Source organism: Streptococcus cristatus, assembly GCF_003943465.1.
In the GTDB taxonomy this organism is placed as follows: Bacteria; Bacillota; Bacilli; order Lactobacillales; family Streptococcaceae; genus Streptococcus; species Streptococcus cristatus_C.
The window spans coordinates 160,674-177,109 of the sequence record NZ_RJPR01000002.1; the positions used below are offsets into that span (position 1 = coordinate 160,674).

Here is a 16,436-nt window from a genome sequence, read left to right on the forward strand (position 1 = left end):
AAAATAAGCGATGAACGCTTATTCTTCGATGAGCTGGATGTCCGCACCCAGACTTCTTAATTTTTCAATAATATTGGAATAACCGCGTAAAATAAATTCAATATTGGTAATCTCTGTTCGACCTTGTGCCATCAGACCAGCAATCACCAAGGCTGCACCCGCACGCAAATCCGTAGCTTTCACAGAAGCACCTTGCAGTTGATTTGGTCCTTCATAGACGATTTGATTGCTAGCGGTTGAGATTTTACCAGTCATTTTTGCCAATTCAGCGACATGGTTAACCCGTTTCTCATAGATGGTATCAACGATTTTTCCATGGCCATGAGCTGTCAGCAGAAGCGGAGTGATCGGCTGCTGCAAATCCGTAGCAAAGCCAGGATAAGGCGAAGTTTTGATGTTAATAGCTTTTAAATCCTTCTGCCCTTCTACAAAGATGCTATCCTCTGAAATGGTCATGCGCACACCCATTTCCTCTAGCTTAGCAATGAAACTTTCCAAATGTTCATAAAGGACATTATTGATCTGAACACCCTGTCCAATTGCCGCCGCCAAAGAAATATAGGTCCCAGCTTCAATCCGATCCGGAATCACCTGATGGCGCGTTCCATGAAGGCTGTCTACACCTTCAATCGTGATAATGTCAGTCCCAGCCCCACGAATATGAGCTCCCATATTATTAAGTAGCGTAGCTACATCGATGATTTCTGGCTCACGCGCCGCATTTTCAATCACCGTGCGCCCCTCAGCCTTGACTGCTGCCAACATCGTATTAATCGTAGCACCGACACTAACGGTATCCATGTAGATACTAGCTCCAGCCAAGCGCTTACCACCTGTTGACAATTTCATGTAATTGCCTTCCATGGTCATGTGAGCGCCCATCGCTTCAAAAGCCTTGAGATGGAGATCAATCGGACGAGGTCCAAGGTCACAGCCTCCAGGAAGACCAACTGTCGCTTCTCCAAAACGCCCTAGCAAACTTCCATAGAAATAGTAAGATGCTCGTAAACTATTGATTTTACCAGATGGCATCGGCATATTCTTGATGTTTCTAGGATCAACCTCCAAGCAATCGCCAGACCGCTTGACAGTCGCTCCCATGATTTCCATGATTTCGATAAGGCTATCAACATCCGAAATCGCCGGCACACCATCTAAAGTAACAACATTATCAGCTAAAATAATAGCTGGGATAAGGGCCACAACACTATTTTTGGCACCATTAATGGTCACCTCTCCTTTTAAAGGGCGACCACCATTAATTACAATTTTTTTCATGTTTTAAAATTTAGCTCTTTCACGGTATTACTCTTTATTATATCATAGTTTTATCCATTTTCCTAGACAAAAAAGCCCTCAGTTTAAACCGAGAGCTATTATTTTATTGCAAAGCTGCTTGGAGCGCAGCTACCTTGTCTGTGCGTTCCCAAGGAAGATCGATGTCTGTTCGACCCATATGACCGTAAGCAGCAGTTTGACGATAGATTGGTCGTTTCAAATCCAACATTTGGATAATACCTGCCGGACGCAAATCAAAGATTTGGCGGACAGCGTTCTGAAGTCTGCTTTCAGAAACTACTCCTGTTCCAAAAGTATCAATGCGGACTGAAACGGGCTGAGCTACGCCAATAGCATAGGCCAACTGCACTTCTACTTTCTTAGCCAAGCCAGCAGCTACGATATTTTTAGCGATATAACGCGCCGCGTAAGACGCAGAGCGATCGACCTTGGTTGCATCCTTACCAGAGAAGGCACCACCGCCGTGGCGAGAATAGCCACCATAGGTATCCACAATAATCTTACGTCCTGTCAAGCCAGAGTCCCCCTGCGGGCCACCGATAACAAAGCGACCAGTAGGATTGATAAAGACCTTGGTCTGACCATCCAAGTATTCGCTTGGAATCACCTGAGCAATCACCTTTTGGATAACATCCTGATGAATCTGTTCATTGCTGACTTCAGGATCATGCTGAGTAGAAATAACTACCGTATCTACACGAATTGGGCGATCATTTTCATCGTATTCTACCGTAACCTGAGACTTGGCATCTGGTCGCAGATAAGACAATTCGCCTGATTTGCGCAGTTCTGCCAAACGACGCACCAGTTTGTGACTGAGAGAAATAGGCAATGGCATGAGCTCTGGCGTTTCATCCACCGCAAAGCCAAACATAAGGCCTTGATCACCAGCTCCAATCAAATCCAACGGATCTTTTTGAGCATTTCCTCGAACCTCAAATGCTTCATTGACCCCTTGAGCAATATCTGGCGACTGTTCCACCAAAGATGGATGGACGCCAACTGTCTCTGCTGAAAAGCCATACTCTGTATTGGTGTAGCCAATCTCTGCGATGGTATCACGAACCACCCGATTGATATCTACATAGGCAGTAGTCGAAATTTCTCCAAAAACATGAACGGAGCCTGTATAAACAGCAGTTTCAGCTGCAACATGAGCCTCTGGATCCTGAGCTAAAATAGCATCCAAAATAGCATCGGAAATTTGGTCTGCAATCTTATCGGGATGTCCCTCCGATACAGATTCAGACGTGAAAAGTTTACGTTCTGACATAGAAATGTCCCCCCTTAAAAAATATTAAACAAGTAAACAAACTCCAAAATGATTGCAAATCATCTCGCCCACGAGTTACGAAGCGTAAGAAATAAAAACGATATTTTTTTATTCCTGTAGCTAGTAAGGCGCATAGTGTGACCGCAATATAGCGGCAACCGTTGAATGACTAGTGACTTTAGAGCCGTCATTGTTTGCGAGTTACAAAGTACTGATAGAAGTTTCCTACCATCTTATCGGGACTATATAACCTCTCCATTATATCATGATTTTCAAAATTATGCTGAATCATTTTCAAAAGAAAAGTTATAGTTCAAAACTATAACTTTATCATTTAGATTTGTTCTACTCAAGTGGATTATTAGTGCTAAATATTTCAAGCAAACTATACCAACTCCGTCTGAGCGATGGCCTTCTTGACATCATCCAGTGGCAGATGAACCAGTTCCACTTCCTTTTCCTTGTAAAGGTACTGAGCATAATCATCTATCCGATATTGATTGATGTAGACCACGCGCTTACAGCCAACCTGAAGCAGTTGCTTGGTACAGTTTAAACAGGGAAAATGAGTCACATAAGCCGTAAATCCCTTGGGAACACCCCGCTCCGCTCCCTGCAAGATTGCATTGACCTCTGCATGCAAGGTTCGCACGCAATGACCATCGATGACCAAACACTCATGATCAATACAGTGCTCTGTTCCTGAAACAGAGCCATTGTAGCCGGTCGATATGACCTTATTATCCTTGACTAAGACCGCACCGACCTTGGCGCGCTTACAGGTCGAACGATTGGCAATCAAAAGTGCCTGTGCTGCAAAGTATTCATCCCAAGCTAGCCGATTTGACATCATCATTCAGTCCTCCATCCATTCTCACTATATTATACTAAAACACTTAGCGATTGTCATCCTGAAAAGAAAAAAGTTGAAACAATGTTTCAACTCTTTGTATTCTTATTTAGCAAGTTTAGCTTTAGCTGCATCTGCAAGAGCTGTGAAAGCTGCTGCATCGTTAACAGCTAAGTCAGCAAGCATTTTACGGTTTACTTCGATCTCAGCCAATTTCAAACCATGCATCAATTGTGAGTATGAAAGTCCGTTCAAACGAGCTGCCGCATTGATACGAGTGATCCACAATTTACGGAAGTCACGTTTTTTCTGACGACGGTCACGGTATGCATAGTAGTAAGAGTTCATTACTTGCTCTTTTGCAGTACGGAACAAGATGTGTTTTGCTCCATAGTAACCTTTAGCTAATTTTAAAATACGTTTACGACGTTTGCGTGATACAACGCCACCTTTAACACGTGCCATGTTTTATTTCCTCCAATATTCCTAGATAATTATTACAAAATCTCTTATTTCAGACCTGTAAGCATTGCTTTGATACGTTTGAAATCTCCTGCATGCACCATAGATGCTTTACGAAGATGACGACGTTGTTTCTTAGTTTTTCCGTGGAAACGGTGAGAAGTGTAAGCACGGAAACGCTTCAAGCCACCAGAACNTGTACGTTTGAAACGTTTAGCTGATGCGCGGTGTGTTTTTTGTTTTGGCATGATAAAATCTCCTTTTTCTAACTTTTTGACAGTTTATTTTTTGTCACTAATCGGTGCCATTTGCATGAACATTTGACGTCCATCCATCTTAGGCTTTTGCTCAATGATTGCAACATCTTGAGTTGCTTCAGCAAAGTCTGCCAAGACCTTAGCTCCAATTTCTTTATGGGTAATCATCCGGCCTTTAAAGCGAATGGATACCTTAACTTTGTTTCCTTTTTCAAGGAACTTGCGTGCGTTACGAAGTTTTGTATCGAAGTCCCCTTTATCAATGGTAGGACTGAGACGTACTTCTTTCACAGTGACAACGCTTTGTTTTTTACGTTGTTCTTTCTGCTTTTTCTGATACTCAAACTTGAACTTGCCATAGTCCATAATTTTCGCAACAGGTGGTTTAGCTTGTGGCTGAATCAGGACTAAATCGACATTTGCTTCATCCGCAAGAGATTGGGCTTCGCTAAGCGGTTTAATACCTAATTGTTCGCCGTCAAGACCGATCAACCGAACTTCACGCACACGAATTTCATCATTGATGAATAAGTCTTGTTTTGCTATGGTTTTCACCTCTTTTTTTATTTTTAGAGAAAAACAAGTGCGGACCTGCTAACGCAAACCCGCACTACATGATAGTATTTCATCACTGAAACTGAATCCTGTAGAGCCAGACAACGTTAGTCGCAAGGCGAGAAGTTCTCACTTCTGCTTTTCTCAACTCTACTATCATACCAAATTTCTTTTTATTTGTCAATAATTTTTTTTGCTTTTTCTTCAATAAATTTGACAACTTCTGTGATTCCAACGCCTGTTGTATCAAAATGAATGGCATCATCCGCTGGTTTCAAAGGTGATACTTCGCGATGACTATCCTTGTAGTCCCGCTCCGCTATTTCTTTTTTAAGAGTTTCCAAATCAGTCGGAATCCCTTTTTCAAGATTTTCTTTGTAGCGGCGTTCTGCCCTTTCCTCAACTGAAGCAACTAGAAAAATTTTCAATTCTGCATTTGGCAAGACTACTGTCCCAATATCACGTCCATCCATGACGATACCACCTTGTGCAGCAATCAACTGCTGCAAATGAACCAATTTTTCACGCACTTCTGGTATAGCTGAGACCCACGACACATTATTGGTTACTTCATTTTCTCGAATTGGATGAGTGACATCAACATCTCCTACAAACACCAGCTGCTCACCGTTCTCCGAACGACCAAAACTAACCGAATAAGTCTCGAGCAGGGCTACAATCTTATCTGCATCATTTTCAGTCAGATGATTTCGCAGAGCCAGATAAGTGGCTGCGCGGTACATGGCACCCGTATCCAAATAGGTATAATCAAAATCTTTGGCAATAATCTTTGCAACAGTGGATTTTCCACTTGAAGCAGGTCCATCAATCGCAATCTGAATCTGTTTCATAATCCGCTCCTACTGAATCTTAACAATGTCACCTGGGTTGGCATACCAAGAACCAGTAGACATGTGCGACGGATTTAATTGCTCCAATTTTGCAATAGAGATACCTGCACGCGCTGCAATCGCAGCTTCTCCTTCACCAGGCTGAACAGTCAAGGTACCTTCTGAAGACTGAGTTGGCTTTTCTTCTGATTCACTTGGTTGCTCTGATGGAGCTGGTTGTTCCGCACTGCTACTTGAAGATGCAGCTGCATTAGAAGTACCATAAAATCCATCCATAACGGTCTTTTTATTACTTCCGCCAGTAGATAGGTAGGCGAAAAAGAGTGCCATAGCAATGACCATCACTAGAAAAATAGCCGCTAATATGGTCAGCCAGCGATCAACTCGACTCGCCTGACTTTTCTTTCTGCGATTCAATTTCTCTACTCCATTATCATATACATCTGCTTCCCATGGTTCTTTTTCCATGACTTCCTCCTTGAGTTTTTCTAAAAATCTTATTACAATATGAGTATGAAAGTTACACTCATTCCCGAACGTTGCATTGCTTGCGGACTCTGCCAGACCTACTCAGATCTCTTTGATTATCACGATAATGGCATTGTCAAATTTTATCAAGACGACCAGCTCTTAGAAAAAGAGGTTGAGAGTCAGCCTGAGATTCTCGAGGCTATTAAAAACTGTCCAACCCGAGCTTTACTAAAAGACTAATTTTTCTTAGATTGGTCACCATAGTAGACCTCAAAATAATCTAGAAGAGTCAGATTGTCTACTAATTCCACTTCGCCTTTAAAATGCTCATTTAAAGCTAGGGCGTTGACAAAATATTTTTTTGGCCATTTCCGCATGCAGAAGGTCCTGCTACGACTCTTCCCTGTAAAATGAAGGGTGATAGACGTTTTTGTTACTTCTAGCTTCTCAATCGTTGAAATATCAATCTTGATTGGCGTGAAAGGATTTGCCGTAATAATGCGCAAAATACCGTCATCATAAATCGTGAAATATCTATGCACACCGATAGCCAGTAAGACCATGAACAAAAAGAATGAAAAGAGGACAAGAGTCGGAACGCTGGAACTTTCGTACATCAAGGCCAGTCCTATAAAAATCGGAATGACTGACAAAGACCAATAAATCACCAACACCGACATTTCTGGTTGCCAATGATAGCGTACTTTCCCAAAAATCTTTATCATATCTTCACCCCCTTACTACTAGTTTAGCATAAAATAATAAAAAATAGAATTGGTAAACCTATTCTATTTTTTATTTTGCTGGTACAGCAAAGAAATCCTTCGAAAGATATCCTTTTCCACCAACCATATCATACTCGATCAATTTCAAATCATCTGCAATTTCCTGAGCTGATGAATCCAGCGCCTTCTTGTCTACACTAGCTTTATGAAGAACCTCCGTCAATAAAGCGTAGTAAGGAGATACTTTCGAATTGGTCTGCTCAAGTAGTAGGGCTGAAAAATCACTAGAATTAACCAAAGGATAGTTCAACTTAGGTGTCTCATAATTACTCCAGATAAAGTAATCGGTCAAATATTGATTTTCGGGATGATCCTTAAAAGCTGACTGAGGGTACAGACCTGGCAAGTGATCACCGTAAAAGACTACTGTTATCTTTTTATCAATTTTAGAAAGCTTATCTAGAAACTCCTTGGTCGCATTGTCTGTGTGGTAGAGCATCCTTACATAGCTGGATAAGGATTTATTTCCTGCCTCCGTGAAACCTGAGTAACTAGCAGACATGTAAATCGGATTAACTTCCGTCCAAGGCATGTGGTTTTGCATCGTCATAACTGAGAAAAATTGACTTTGGTCTGTTTTTAGACGGTCTAGAACTTGATTATAGGTCGTTTTATCACTATAGTTTCCACCAATATGATCTCCCTGTAATCCTTGAGTTCCATAATGAATAAAGGTATCATATCCCAGATCTTTGTATATGATATTTCTGGAATAATTACTTGGTGAAGCTAAATGAATCACTGTACGATTTTGAGAAGAATAGGAATCACTGATTGCCGGAAGCTTATTCATCTTCGGTACAACTTCCGTATAAATGACTGAGACAGAAGGCGATAGGTTATAAAACGGTAAACCAGTCAGCGTTTGGAACTCCATATTCGCAGTTCCACCACCATAGCCATCTGATTGCATCAACCCACTGGTAGTCTTAGACATGATTTCCTGAATATTTGGAATCGGATTCTGTGACATAGATACACCAGAAATCCGTGCTGGATCAGAAAAGCTCTCACTAAGAACATAAATGACTGTCTGTTCTTCTATTTTCTGCTTACGTTCCTGATTGATAGAATCAGCTAGTGCTCCATATTTCTTTTCTAATTCTTGAATTTTTTCTTTAGAATATCCCGCCGGCTGAATCATAGGCTTATCAGATAATTGAGTAAACCAAACAAAAGAAACCGACCGCATTTGCGAATTAACTGTATTTCCAAACCAAGTCAAATCATGATAATTATTCAAGATGGACACAACTGGAATATTGTCGGCAACTTTACCATTCTCTTTCGAAGAGAATATCTGTAAAACACCTAAGAAAAAAACAATAGGAAAAATCAGTGAAATAAGTTGAATTTTTACCATGGTGATTATTTTTCCAGGTAAAATTTTCCTACGGAAAAACCAATAGAAAAGACCAATAGCTACCACACTAGCAATCGCGTAGATTCCATAATTACCGCCAAGAAAATCAAATAAGAGCTTCGGATCTTTTAGCCAGCTGATATCACTTGGCAAAATTGGCTCTTGTCGATATTGAAATTTCAAGCTGCTGGCAATTGTTGAACTAACACCTATCGCCAATATGATAATTGTGGGTAGAAAAATTTGATTAAAAGCAAGATAGATGAAAATAAATAGTGCAAAAAAGACTGCTATCTGAAAGAGACTTGCTCCAGTAAATAAATAAAGTTCTAAAACAGAAACATCCGCTCGAATACTATTTTGGATAGTGTAGTTAAAGATAACAGAAAAAGCTGCGCTACTTAAGACTGCGACTGAAAGGCTTCCTTTATTTCTCGAAATATCTATCAAACCCTTTACCGCTAAAAAGCTAGGAATCGAAAATAAGAAAAAGAGTAAAATAATAAAACCAATTAACTTAAAAATCGAATCCTGAGAAATTTCAAAGCCGCTATCTGAAAGATAATTCATCAACAAACTCTGTTGCTGAAAAATAGCGGTCATCTTACTATCTGTTAGCGATAAGAGAAGAAAAGATTGGGACAAGAAAAGTATCTCTAGAAAACCAATATTAAATTCATCAACAGTTAGAAAGCTTTGGGAATGATATTTTTGCAGAGAAGAAAAGCGGTTTATGAGATAAGCAAATAAAAATATTAGCAACAAGTAAGGTAAACCGTTAACTTCTACAAAGTGATTACTGAAAATATTCTCTGCTTTAAAATCAAAATCATTCACATGCTGCGTCACCGTCAGCAAATAAGAAAACAGGGTGTAGATTCCATAAACGAGAAAAGACCAGACTAATAATTTTCGATTTAGCAGTTGGGCAACAATCTGACCTACACCAAATAAAACCGCTATTAAAACGAGAAAAACCAAACCGAGGCTGGCATAATTATCTAAACCCTTATTTACTTGAAATAAGAATAAAGTCGCAACAGCTATGGTATCCAAAACTAAAAAACTGATAAGCAAATAGGAAATCTGCTTATAATAATTGACTAAAAATTTCATTATTCTTTCTACAGAAACTATTATCTAACTTTTAAAAAGATTCGATAAATACCTTCTAACTTTTTTTGCTAGGCTCTTGTGAGCCAATTTTCCTTTCTGCTGGATTAATTGTTCTGCTTCTCTTTGTAAGTCTAATAGAGCAGGCAATGGGGTTCCAGACATGATTTTAAAATCATAGTCCTGTTCCCAAGCTAAATAAACTAACAAACTTTCTAAAACTTGAGGTTCAGTTTGAGCTGATAACTGGTAGTCGTTTTGAAAAAGTCTAATCAGAGCAGAAGGCTTAAACCAAAGAAAGCCGCCATACACCCTAGTAAAAACAGGATATTGTTCAAAATCAAAAGTTTTCTGGCAATGGAGCTCCTGCCAAATTGCAGCCATTTCTTTCCGATAAACTTCTTGTTCAAATAAGCCATATCTGACTAAACTTGGAAGATCTGGGATAACGAGACCAAGCTCAGCATCTTGTTCCAATGCTTTAATACTAGCATTGGCATTTTCAAACATCATCTCCATCAGTTCTCTACGCATCGCATTATCAAGCTGAGGCACTCCATCTACTAAAATTGCAGTAGAAATATGCCCAACGAAAGCAAATTGCTGCAACAACTCACTCTGTTCAAGCATCGCCTTCATAGGCCTTTCTTCTTTTCCTAAAAGAACTTGATAGCGGTCTGATATAGTTTCTAGGAGCTGAACAAAGATTTCTTCGTCAGCTGTCGTCACCACAAATTGGTATTGTAGAGGAAGGACTTCCCATTTTTCTTTAAATTGCTCGAAGACTTGAAGGTCTGTCACATGAATATGAAGCGCTACCGGCTTTTCTGGCGAGTCATTCTTATCATCTTTTGCAAGCTGCTTATCCTGCAAAAGGCAGGGGACATCTGGACCAATATATTCAAATATATGCTCAGAAATTAAAGAAACAGGATAAGAGGTTCTCTCTTTGATTTCTTCCAGCAGATACCTCGCAGAAAAAGGATTGCCACTGATAGCTTTCACTTTCAAAAAGGGAACCTTTTTCTCAAGAACAGTAAAAGGCTTATAATAAGTAAAGTCTGGATGGATTAAATCCGCTACTTCTTCTAGACGAGTATCAAATAAAGCTTGATAGGTAAAGCCTGTCCCTGTAAAATATTGGGTAAATTTCGTCTCGTAGTGGTCAATCACATCTTGAACATCAGTAAAATCTTTTACTTTTGTCCAAAATTCTTGAAAAGAAATTGCCCTCAATATCTGCTGCTTAAAGGTAACAAAATAGCTCTGCAAATGTTCTTCAAAATACTTTGTTTTTCGAAAGTTGGTCATACCCCAAAAATCAACCTGAGTATCCGCCTCAAAACGCTTATAAATAGGCTCCAAATCCCAGAGTGGACCAAAGCAAGTATCATTCATCAGAGTCAGAGAGTCGTAGTTTTTGAGCTCTTCAAAACCTACGGAGCTCATTCCATCCCGCCAAGCCGCGAAATCATAGCCTTGATTGTCCCGCTCCAGCAAATTGCTTATCCCAAATTCGTCGTGCAACTTTTTCTTAGTTGCTTCTTCGATATGACTATTTGAAATAAAAAGGATTTTGGAAAACAGGGGCTTGAGCTGTTCTAATTGGTAGAAGACATGATTACTCACGCGCTTATATTTATTAAAATGAACATAGAGTAATATTCGTTCCATGAAAACACCTTATCATTTTATTGAGAGATTTCCCAGACCCCATTACGCTGAATCAATCCCGTTGATGAGTCTTTTGCAGAGATATCGTCATCTTCAATATCCCGTCGGCTGATAATAATGACCGGAGTATTCTTAGAATCTGCAAAGGCTAAAATCTGATTCTCTTCATCACGTACAGAAACCTGCAATTTCAATTTTGCATGATTGATTTGGGAAAGATGGCATTTGTACTTAAATGTCTTCTTGCCTGTTCCTTCTGTCAAATTATCCATTGAATTATCATTATACAACCAAATTGTGCGGTCAATATCAGTCAGTGAAAAGGCTATGTAGGTTGGCATATCTTGATTGACTTGATAGCTAATCTCAAATTCAATTTCTTCAGTTGGCGCTGTCTGAGGAGAGCTTAATAGACGAACCTCTAAATCAGAAACTGCAACAGATTCCGTTTCAGCGACAAAATCTTCGTTCATGGCTTTGGTGTCACTTGCATTGTCTAAACTGTATTGGTTAGCTACATCATCTGGATTTCCGACAACTTTGACTAAACCATTTTCAATCAAAACAGCTTTATTACAATACTTTTTAACAGCATTCATGTCGTGAGTTACTAAAATAGTTGTCTTTCCCGAATGCTTCCGTTCCATGAAATAATCATTACACTTGCGCTGAAAAGCTTCATCCCCAACAGCCAGAACCTCATCCAAAATTAGAATGTCTCCCTGTGCCTTGATCGCAACTGAAAAGGCCAAGCGAACCTGCATCCCGCTAGAATAATTTTTGAGTTTTTGATTCATAAACTCACCCAGCTCAGCAAATTCAACGATATCGTCATACATGGCATCTACTTCTTCAGTTGAGAAGCCCAGCATGGCACCATTCATATAGACATTTTCGCGGCCGGTCAGCTCTGGATTAAAGCCGACACCCAGCTCGATAAAGGAAACCAACTTGCCATCAATGGTTACTGTTCCCTTTTCGGGAATATAAATCTCTGAAATAATTTTCAGAAGAGTGGACTTGCCAGAACCATTACGGCCAACAATTCCATAAAAATCTCCCTTTTCCACTTCAAAGGAAATATCCTTAAGAACGTTCTGCTCTTTGTAACCCTTGATACCTCGAAAGCGGTTAACCAGGCTTGTTCTTAAACTTTGTGTTGACTCTGTTGGCAGTTTAAAAAACTTACTGACATGGTCAACTTTTACTGCAATATTATTCGACATTATAGAATCTCCGCAAATCTCTTAGCATTTTTATTAAAGATATAATATCCAAGCCCAAATATCACTACTGGCAATAAATAAGGAATCAGAGCAATCCAGTAATGGTCCATCAAATCCCAGCCCCGAGTACTGCCTGAGAAAACGATAAAATGACGAAGATCTTGAATAATCTGAGCCATTGGATTAAGCATCATCAGTTTAGCGACCAAAACATGCCCACCCTTCAGAATAAAAGTCAGTGAATAAATAATCGGTGTCGCATACAAGCCTGCCTGCAAAACCACTTCCCAAATGGGCCCAATATCACGATATTTGACAAAAAGGGTTGCCAACATAAAGGCAAAGCCAGCCGAAATCAAAACTAATTCTAGAAAAAGCGGGATAATAACCAGCCATCCTAGGGTGATTGATACGCCATTAATCAGTGCAAAAGCAAAAACAACCAACAAATTGATCGCATAGTTAATCGCTGCACCGGTAATAGCTGAAAAAACGATAATTGATTTGGAAAAATTCAGTTTTCGTAGTAAGTCCCCTCGCGCAACAATGGACATCATGCCCATATTAGTCGCTTCTGAGAAAAAGTTCCACGTCACCATCCCTAGGAGAAGCGATACTGCATAATGAGGTGTTCCGTCATCAAAACGCAGGAAACGAACGAAAACAAGATACATAATGGTAAAAAGCATTAAGGGTTTTAAAATCGACCACAAATGCCCAATGAAACTGCCTTGATAACGCAATTTGAAATCTGTTTTAACCAGTTCCCTCAAGAGAATCCAATTTTTTTGGCTAAAATAATCTAGCATGCATATTACTCCTTATAAGCAAATTTTGTGAGAATGAGCGTCGTGAAAACCAAAGTATGAAAGGCACGATTTTTTCTGTAGCCATACTTTCGAATCCGTCGCAGTCGCTCTGCAAAAGGGGCTTCCATGATTGTCACAAAATGTTCAATAATTTCTCTATTTTCAGTTGTCAGAGGCTGGCTGAGAAGGTTGCGGGCCTGAGTCTGACTGTCTTTTATCAATTTCCAATATTTAACAAATAGACGGCTAGGATGAATCCAGTTCTTCATCCGCTTGCGTAAGGTTCGGGCTCCTAATACATTATTGGAATGTTGGCGGTAAAGTTCCCCTGGCTGATCTAGATAAACGAGTTGCCCAAAAGCCGAAGCCAACAAGCCCAGATACCAATCGTGCATAAGCAATTCATGCTCCTCCTGCCCTGTCCACAAATCAGCCAGAGCGCGGTTGATCATCGAAACGCCACCTGTCACCGTATTTTCTGTCAGTTCCTGAATCAATTCTGTATTGGCATGGTCAGACTGCGTTCGAATCATACTTTCGTGAACAACATTTAGCTCCTGATCCACCACTTTTAAATCCATATAAACCAACAAAGGTACGGAAGCATCATAGTTTTCTGCTGCCGCCAACTGAATCGCCAACTTATCCGGCAACCAGACATCATCCTGATCGCTAAAAAAGTAAACATCCGAATCCTGATACTTAAGCAAGCTATGGAAACTCTTAATGACACCCAAATTTTGAACTTCTTCCGGATTGATAAAGAAAATTCGGCTATCTTGACGGCAAAAGTCCTCAATCATCGCTCGCGTTCCATCACTAGAGCCATCATCTCGAATCAAGAGCTGCCAGTCCTTATAAGTTTGGGCTTGAATACTTTCAATCTGCTCTGCCAAAAACTGCTCACCATTATAGGTAGACAGAAGAATAGTCACTTTCATGATAAAAATAGCTCCTCGTATTCACCTACAATTTTTTCCCAGGTGTAGTTTTCTTTCATATTTTCTTTGGCCGCCTGACCTAGCTCAGAAAAGTCGCTCTGACCATCCACTCGATCAATCAGCTGAGCCAACTGTCCCTCTTCTTTTTGCCAATAAAGAGCGGCTTCTTTGGCTACTTGATGGTTGAAGTCCACGTCCAAAACCAAATTGGCATCAGTCTGAGCCAGAGCTTCCAGAAGTCCAGGATTAGTTCCACCGACTTCGTGGCCATGCAAGTAGGCAAAAGCTTGATTGCGGATGTATTTGAGCAGTTCCTGATCATAGACTGTCCCGACAAACTTAATCCGAGAGTCCTTATCAAAACCCGTTTTCTGCTTGAGTTCTTCAAAATAAGGATTTCCCTCATGATTGCATATAATCAGCAAGTCACGTTGGGTCTGGGACCTCATAAATTCTTGGATAATGGTTTCATAGTTATTTTCTGGCACAAAACGTCCAACAATCAAATAATATTCCTTTTCTCTGCTCTGCCATTTCTCAAAAAAATCACGCACGCAAGCATCCTGAGAGTCAAGAGAAGATAGGTGGAGGTCTGTCCCATAAGCAATGAAAGCCGTCTTAGACCAAGGATAGGACTGTTTTATATAACTTTCAATGCCTTGGTTGTCCGCAATGACCAGATCAGCATGCTTGGTCATAAGCTTCTCAGAATATTTAAGATAGGATTGAACTGGCTTGGGCCACTTAGCTCGCTTCCATTCCAGACCATCTGGATTAATAAAGAAAGTCCCGCCTGCTTTATGAATTTTATGTGCAAAAGGTGCCACAAAGGCTCCGATCGTATTACCCAAAATATAAAAAATTGGACGCTCAATCTGCTGCTCTTGCACTAGCTTTAAAGAATAATTGATAGCCATCATATCATAGGCGATCACCCGAGCCGGCCCTAATTTAGGAGCCTTAATGGTGAAGCAATCCACTCCCTTGTAATCAAAATGATGAAAAGCTTCATCATCCGACAAACAAGCTACATGATACTGAATTTGGGAAGAAACCTTATTTTCTACTATTTTTTCAACAAAAGTTTCAAAGCCGCCATATTTAGCAGGAAGTCCGCGACTCCCGATGATGAAGACATGTCTCATGCTTTTCCTCTATTCAAAGATTTACAATCTATTCTATTATATCATTTTCTTGGTGATTTGTGTTGCAAAGCAAGAAACAGTAAATGCTATTTCTTTTTACCATTTACTGTCTCTTAATAATATTCACTATTTTATAATTCTTCTTATAATTTTTTTAAATAGGTGGGTAATTTTTCTTTCAGATACTTTTTTGAATTCAAATAGACTATTAAAATAATACAATAATTTCTTATTTCTCACATTATCCTCTGTTATTGCACTTAACAACTCAGCATAGTTGTTTTCTATTCGATAAACGTTTTGAATCCTCTCTCTTTGTTTTACAACAAAGTCTTTTTGCTGTGAGAAGTTTTTTATAGAATCTTGCAAAATACTCGTCAACTGTTCAATATTTCCTAATTGGTAAATAGTACCGACTTCAAATAAATTGTAGGCTGTCATATATCCTTGATTATCTGATATAATCGTTGGAATCCCATTTAAAATAGCCTCTATGTATACTAAACCAAAAGTTTCAATTTTAGAAGTAAAAACACAGATATCTTCTGATGTTAACTCTTCCCAAGGATTATCTTTGTGCCCCAAAAAGAAAATATTTGTTAATCGGTTCTTTTGGATATAATCATCACATTTCTTTTTATAAGTTTCATCCCAACCACCAATAAATACAAGCTCATAATCCGAAGCATTTTCTAAATTTTGATAAGCTTGAATCAGTTCAATCTGATTTTTATTATCATTTACTCGACCAACAGAAACAAATCTTTTCTTGCTTCCTTGTTTTAGTTTTATTGATACCACTTCATTATGTGAAATAAACGATTTAATTTCACGCTGAGGCAAGAGAAAAGATAGCGATTTTTGAAGGTTTCCTGTAACAGTGAATATCTCATCTGCTAAAGAATCTATAACACCAATTTTCTCTTTATAATAACCAAATTCTCCCTCAGGAAATTCATGAATCAGCCAGAAATGCGGAATATCCTCACAAGCTGCTGCTACTGCTCCTTGAAACATATTAACTGTATTTGTAATGACCAAGTCAATATGGCTATCTACCATTAACTTTCTCAGCGCAGCAATATTTTCTTGGTAAGAATTCACCCTCTCTTCATGAGTTCCAGGAAGACCACCTGGTGCATCCTCCCACCACCATTTAACCGATGGCAGAGCAATGGTTCTAATTCCTTCTTTTGCAAGAGTAGAAATATAGTCTTGCTGGACTTGGACATGATAATCTGGTATCGCATTGATAACGTCGTAGCCATCTTGAACCAAATACTTCATCAGATGGAAAATAGAAATCTCTGCCCCATTATCCAAAGTTCCAGTCGGCGAAATGAATAAAATATTTTTCTTCAT

At 39.5% G+C, this 16,436-nt stretch carries 17 protein-coding genes and 1 other annotated feature; of the genes, 1 reads left to right on the plus strand and 16 read right to left on the minus strand.

What is annotated here, in order from left to right; genetic code table 11:
- Positions 1–18 precede the first annotated feature (18 nt).
- The 8 genes from murA to D8793_RS03355 all read right to left on the minus strand — a co-directional run bounded on the left by murA (position 19) and on the right by D8793_RS03355 (position 6,015).
- A complete protein-coding gene (gene murA, locus D8793_RS03315) occupies positions 19–1,278 on the minus strand; it encodes a UDP-N-acetylglucosamine 1-carboxyvinyltransferase (protein ID WP_125370576.1) in 1,260 nt (419 codons plus the stop codon).
- 103 nt (positions 1,279–1,381) lie between these two features.
- Entirely contained in the window at positions 1,382–2,572 is a 1,191-nt protein-coding gene (gene metK, locus D8793_RS03320) for a methionine adenosyltransferase (RefSeq protein WP_062005864.1), read from the minus strand.
- A gap of 385 nt (positions 2,573–2,957) precedes the next feature.
- Positions 2,958–3,425: a deoxycytidylate deaminase gene (locus tag D8793_RS03330; RefSeq protein ID WP_125370707.1), complete on the minus strand. Its 468-nt coding sequence runs from the start codon at positions 3,423–3,425 to the stop codon at positions 2,958–2,960.
- Positions 3,426–3,527: 102 nt separating this feature from the next.
- Positions 3,528–3,887 (minus strand): 50S ribosomal protein L20, encoded by a 360-nt coding sequence (gene rplT / locus D8793_RS03335; RefSeq protein ID WP_005590588.1) that lies wholly within the window; start codon positions 3,885–3,887, stop codon positions 3,528–3,530.
- Positions 3,888–3,931: 44 nt separating this feature from the next.
- Positions 3,932–4,132, minus strand: coding sequence for a 50S ribosomal protein L35 (gene rpmI, locus D8793_RS03340; RefSeq protein ID WP_125386865.1), 201 nt, complete (start codon positions 4,130–4,132; stop codon positions 3,932–3,934).
- 33 nt (positions 4,133–4,165) lie between these two features.
- The gene (gene infC / locus D8793_RS03345) at positions 4,166–4,696 is read right to left on the minus strand and encodes a translation initiation factor IF-3 (protein WP_015604487.1); all 531 of its coding nucleotides are present in this window, start codon (positions 4,694–4,696) and stop codon (positions 4,166–4,168) included.
- A gap of 16 nt (positions 4,697–4,712) precedes the next feature.
- Positions 4,713–4,843: a sequence feature (ribosomal protein L20 leader region), on the minus strand.
- Positions 4,844–4,869: 26 nt separating this feature from the next.
- A complete protein-coding gene (cmk, locus tag D8793_RS03350; RefSeq protein WP_125370577.1) occupies positions 4,870–5,547 on the minus strand; it encodes a (d)CMP kinase in 678 nt (225 codons plus the stop codon).
- A gap of 9 nt (positions 5,548–5,556) precedes the next feature.
- Positions 5,557–6,015, minus strand: coding sequence for an SAG1386/EF1546 family surface-associated protein (locus D8793_RS03355; protein WP_125370578.1), 459 nt, complete (start codon positions 6,013–6,015; stop codon positions 5,557–5,559).
- 45 nt (positions 6,016–6,060) lie between these two features.
- Here D8793_RS03355 and D8793_RS03360 point away from each other — a divergent pair, with 45 nt between their 5' ends.
- The gene (locus D8793_RS03360) at positions 6,061–6,258 is read left to right on the plus strand and encodes a ferredoxin (RefSeq protein WP_306452468.1); all 198 of its coding nucleotides are present in this window, start codon (positions 6,061–6,063) and stop codon (positions 6,256–6,258) included.
- Here the strand turns inward: D8793_RS03360 and D8793_RS03365 are convergent.
- From D8793_RS03365 to D8793_RS03400, 8 genes are all read right to left on the minus strand, one after another.
- On the minus strand, positions 6,255–6,743 hold the full coding sequence (locus D8793_RS03365; RefSeq protein ID WP_045499491.1) for an EbsA family protein: 489 nt from the start codon (positions 6,741–6,743) through the stop codon (positions 6,255–6,257). The two genes, D8793_RS03360 and D8793_RS03365, sit on opposite strands and share 4 nt — an antisense overlap.
- Positions 6,744–6,813: 70 nt before the next feature.
- The gene (locus D8793_RS03370; RefSeq protein ID WP_125386866.1) at positions 6,814–9,282 is read right to left on the minus strand and encodes an LTA synthase family protein; all 2,469 of its coding nucleotides are present in this window, start codon (positions 9,280–9,282) and stop codon (positions 6,814–6,816) included.
- A gap of 24 nt (positions 9,283–9,306) precedes the next feature.
- Complete coding sequence (locus D8793_RS03375) at positions 9,307–10,953, minus strand: rhamnan synthesis F family protein (protein ID WP_125370580.1); 1,647 nt, start codon at positions 10,951–10,953, stop codon at positions 9,307–9,309.
- Between the two features lie 17 nt (positions 10,954–10,970).
- The gene (locus tag D8793_RS03380) at positions 10,971–12,179 is read right to left on the minus strand and encodes an ABC transporter ATP-binding protein (protein WP_125370581.1); all 1,209 of its coding nucleotides are present in this window, start codon (positions 12,177–12,179) and stop codon (positions 10,971–10,973) included.
- Complete coding sequence (locus D8793_RS03385) at positions 12,179–12,988, minus strand: ABC transporter permease (protein WP_125370582.1); 810 nt, start codon at positions 12,986–12,988, stop codon at positions 12,179–12,181. Before D8793_RS03385 ends, D8793_RS03380 begins: the two co-directional genes overlap by 1 nt.
- Before the next feature lie 5 nt (positions 12,989–12,993).
- The gene (locus D8793_RS03390) at positions 12,994–13,929 is read right to left on the minus strand and encodes a glycosyltransferase family 2 protein (RefSeq protein ID WP_125370583.1); all 936 of its coding nucleotides are present in this window, start codon (positions 13,927–13,929) and stop codon (positions 12,994–12,996) included.
- Entirely contained in the window at positions 13,926–15,074 is a 1,149-nt protein-coding gene (gene cps2T / locus D8793_RS03395; RefSeq protein ID WP_125370584.1) for a beta 1-4 rhamnosyltransferase Cps2T, read from the minus strand. Before cps2T ends, D8793_RS03390 begins: the two co-directional genes overlap by 4 nt.
- A 126-nt stretch (positions 15,075–15,200) precedes the next feature.
- Complete coding sequence (locus D8793_RS03400; RefSeq protein WP_125370585.1) at positions 15,201–16,436, minus strand: glycosyltransferase family 4 protein; 1,236 nt, start codon at positions 16,434–16,436, stop codon at positions 15,201–15,203.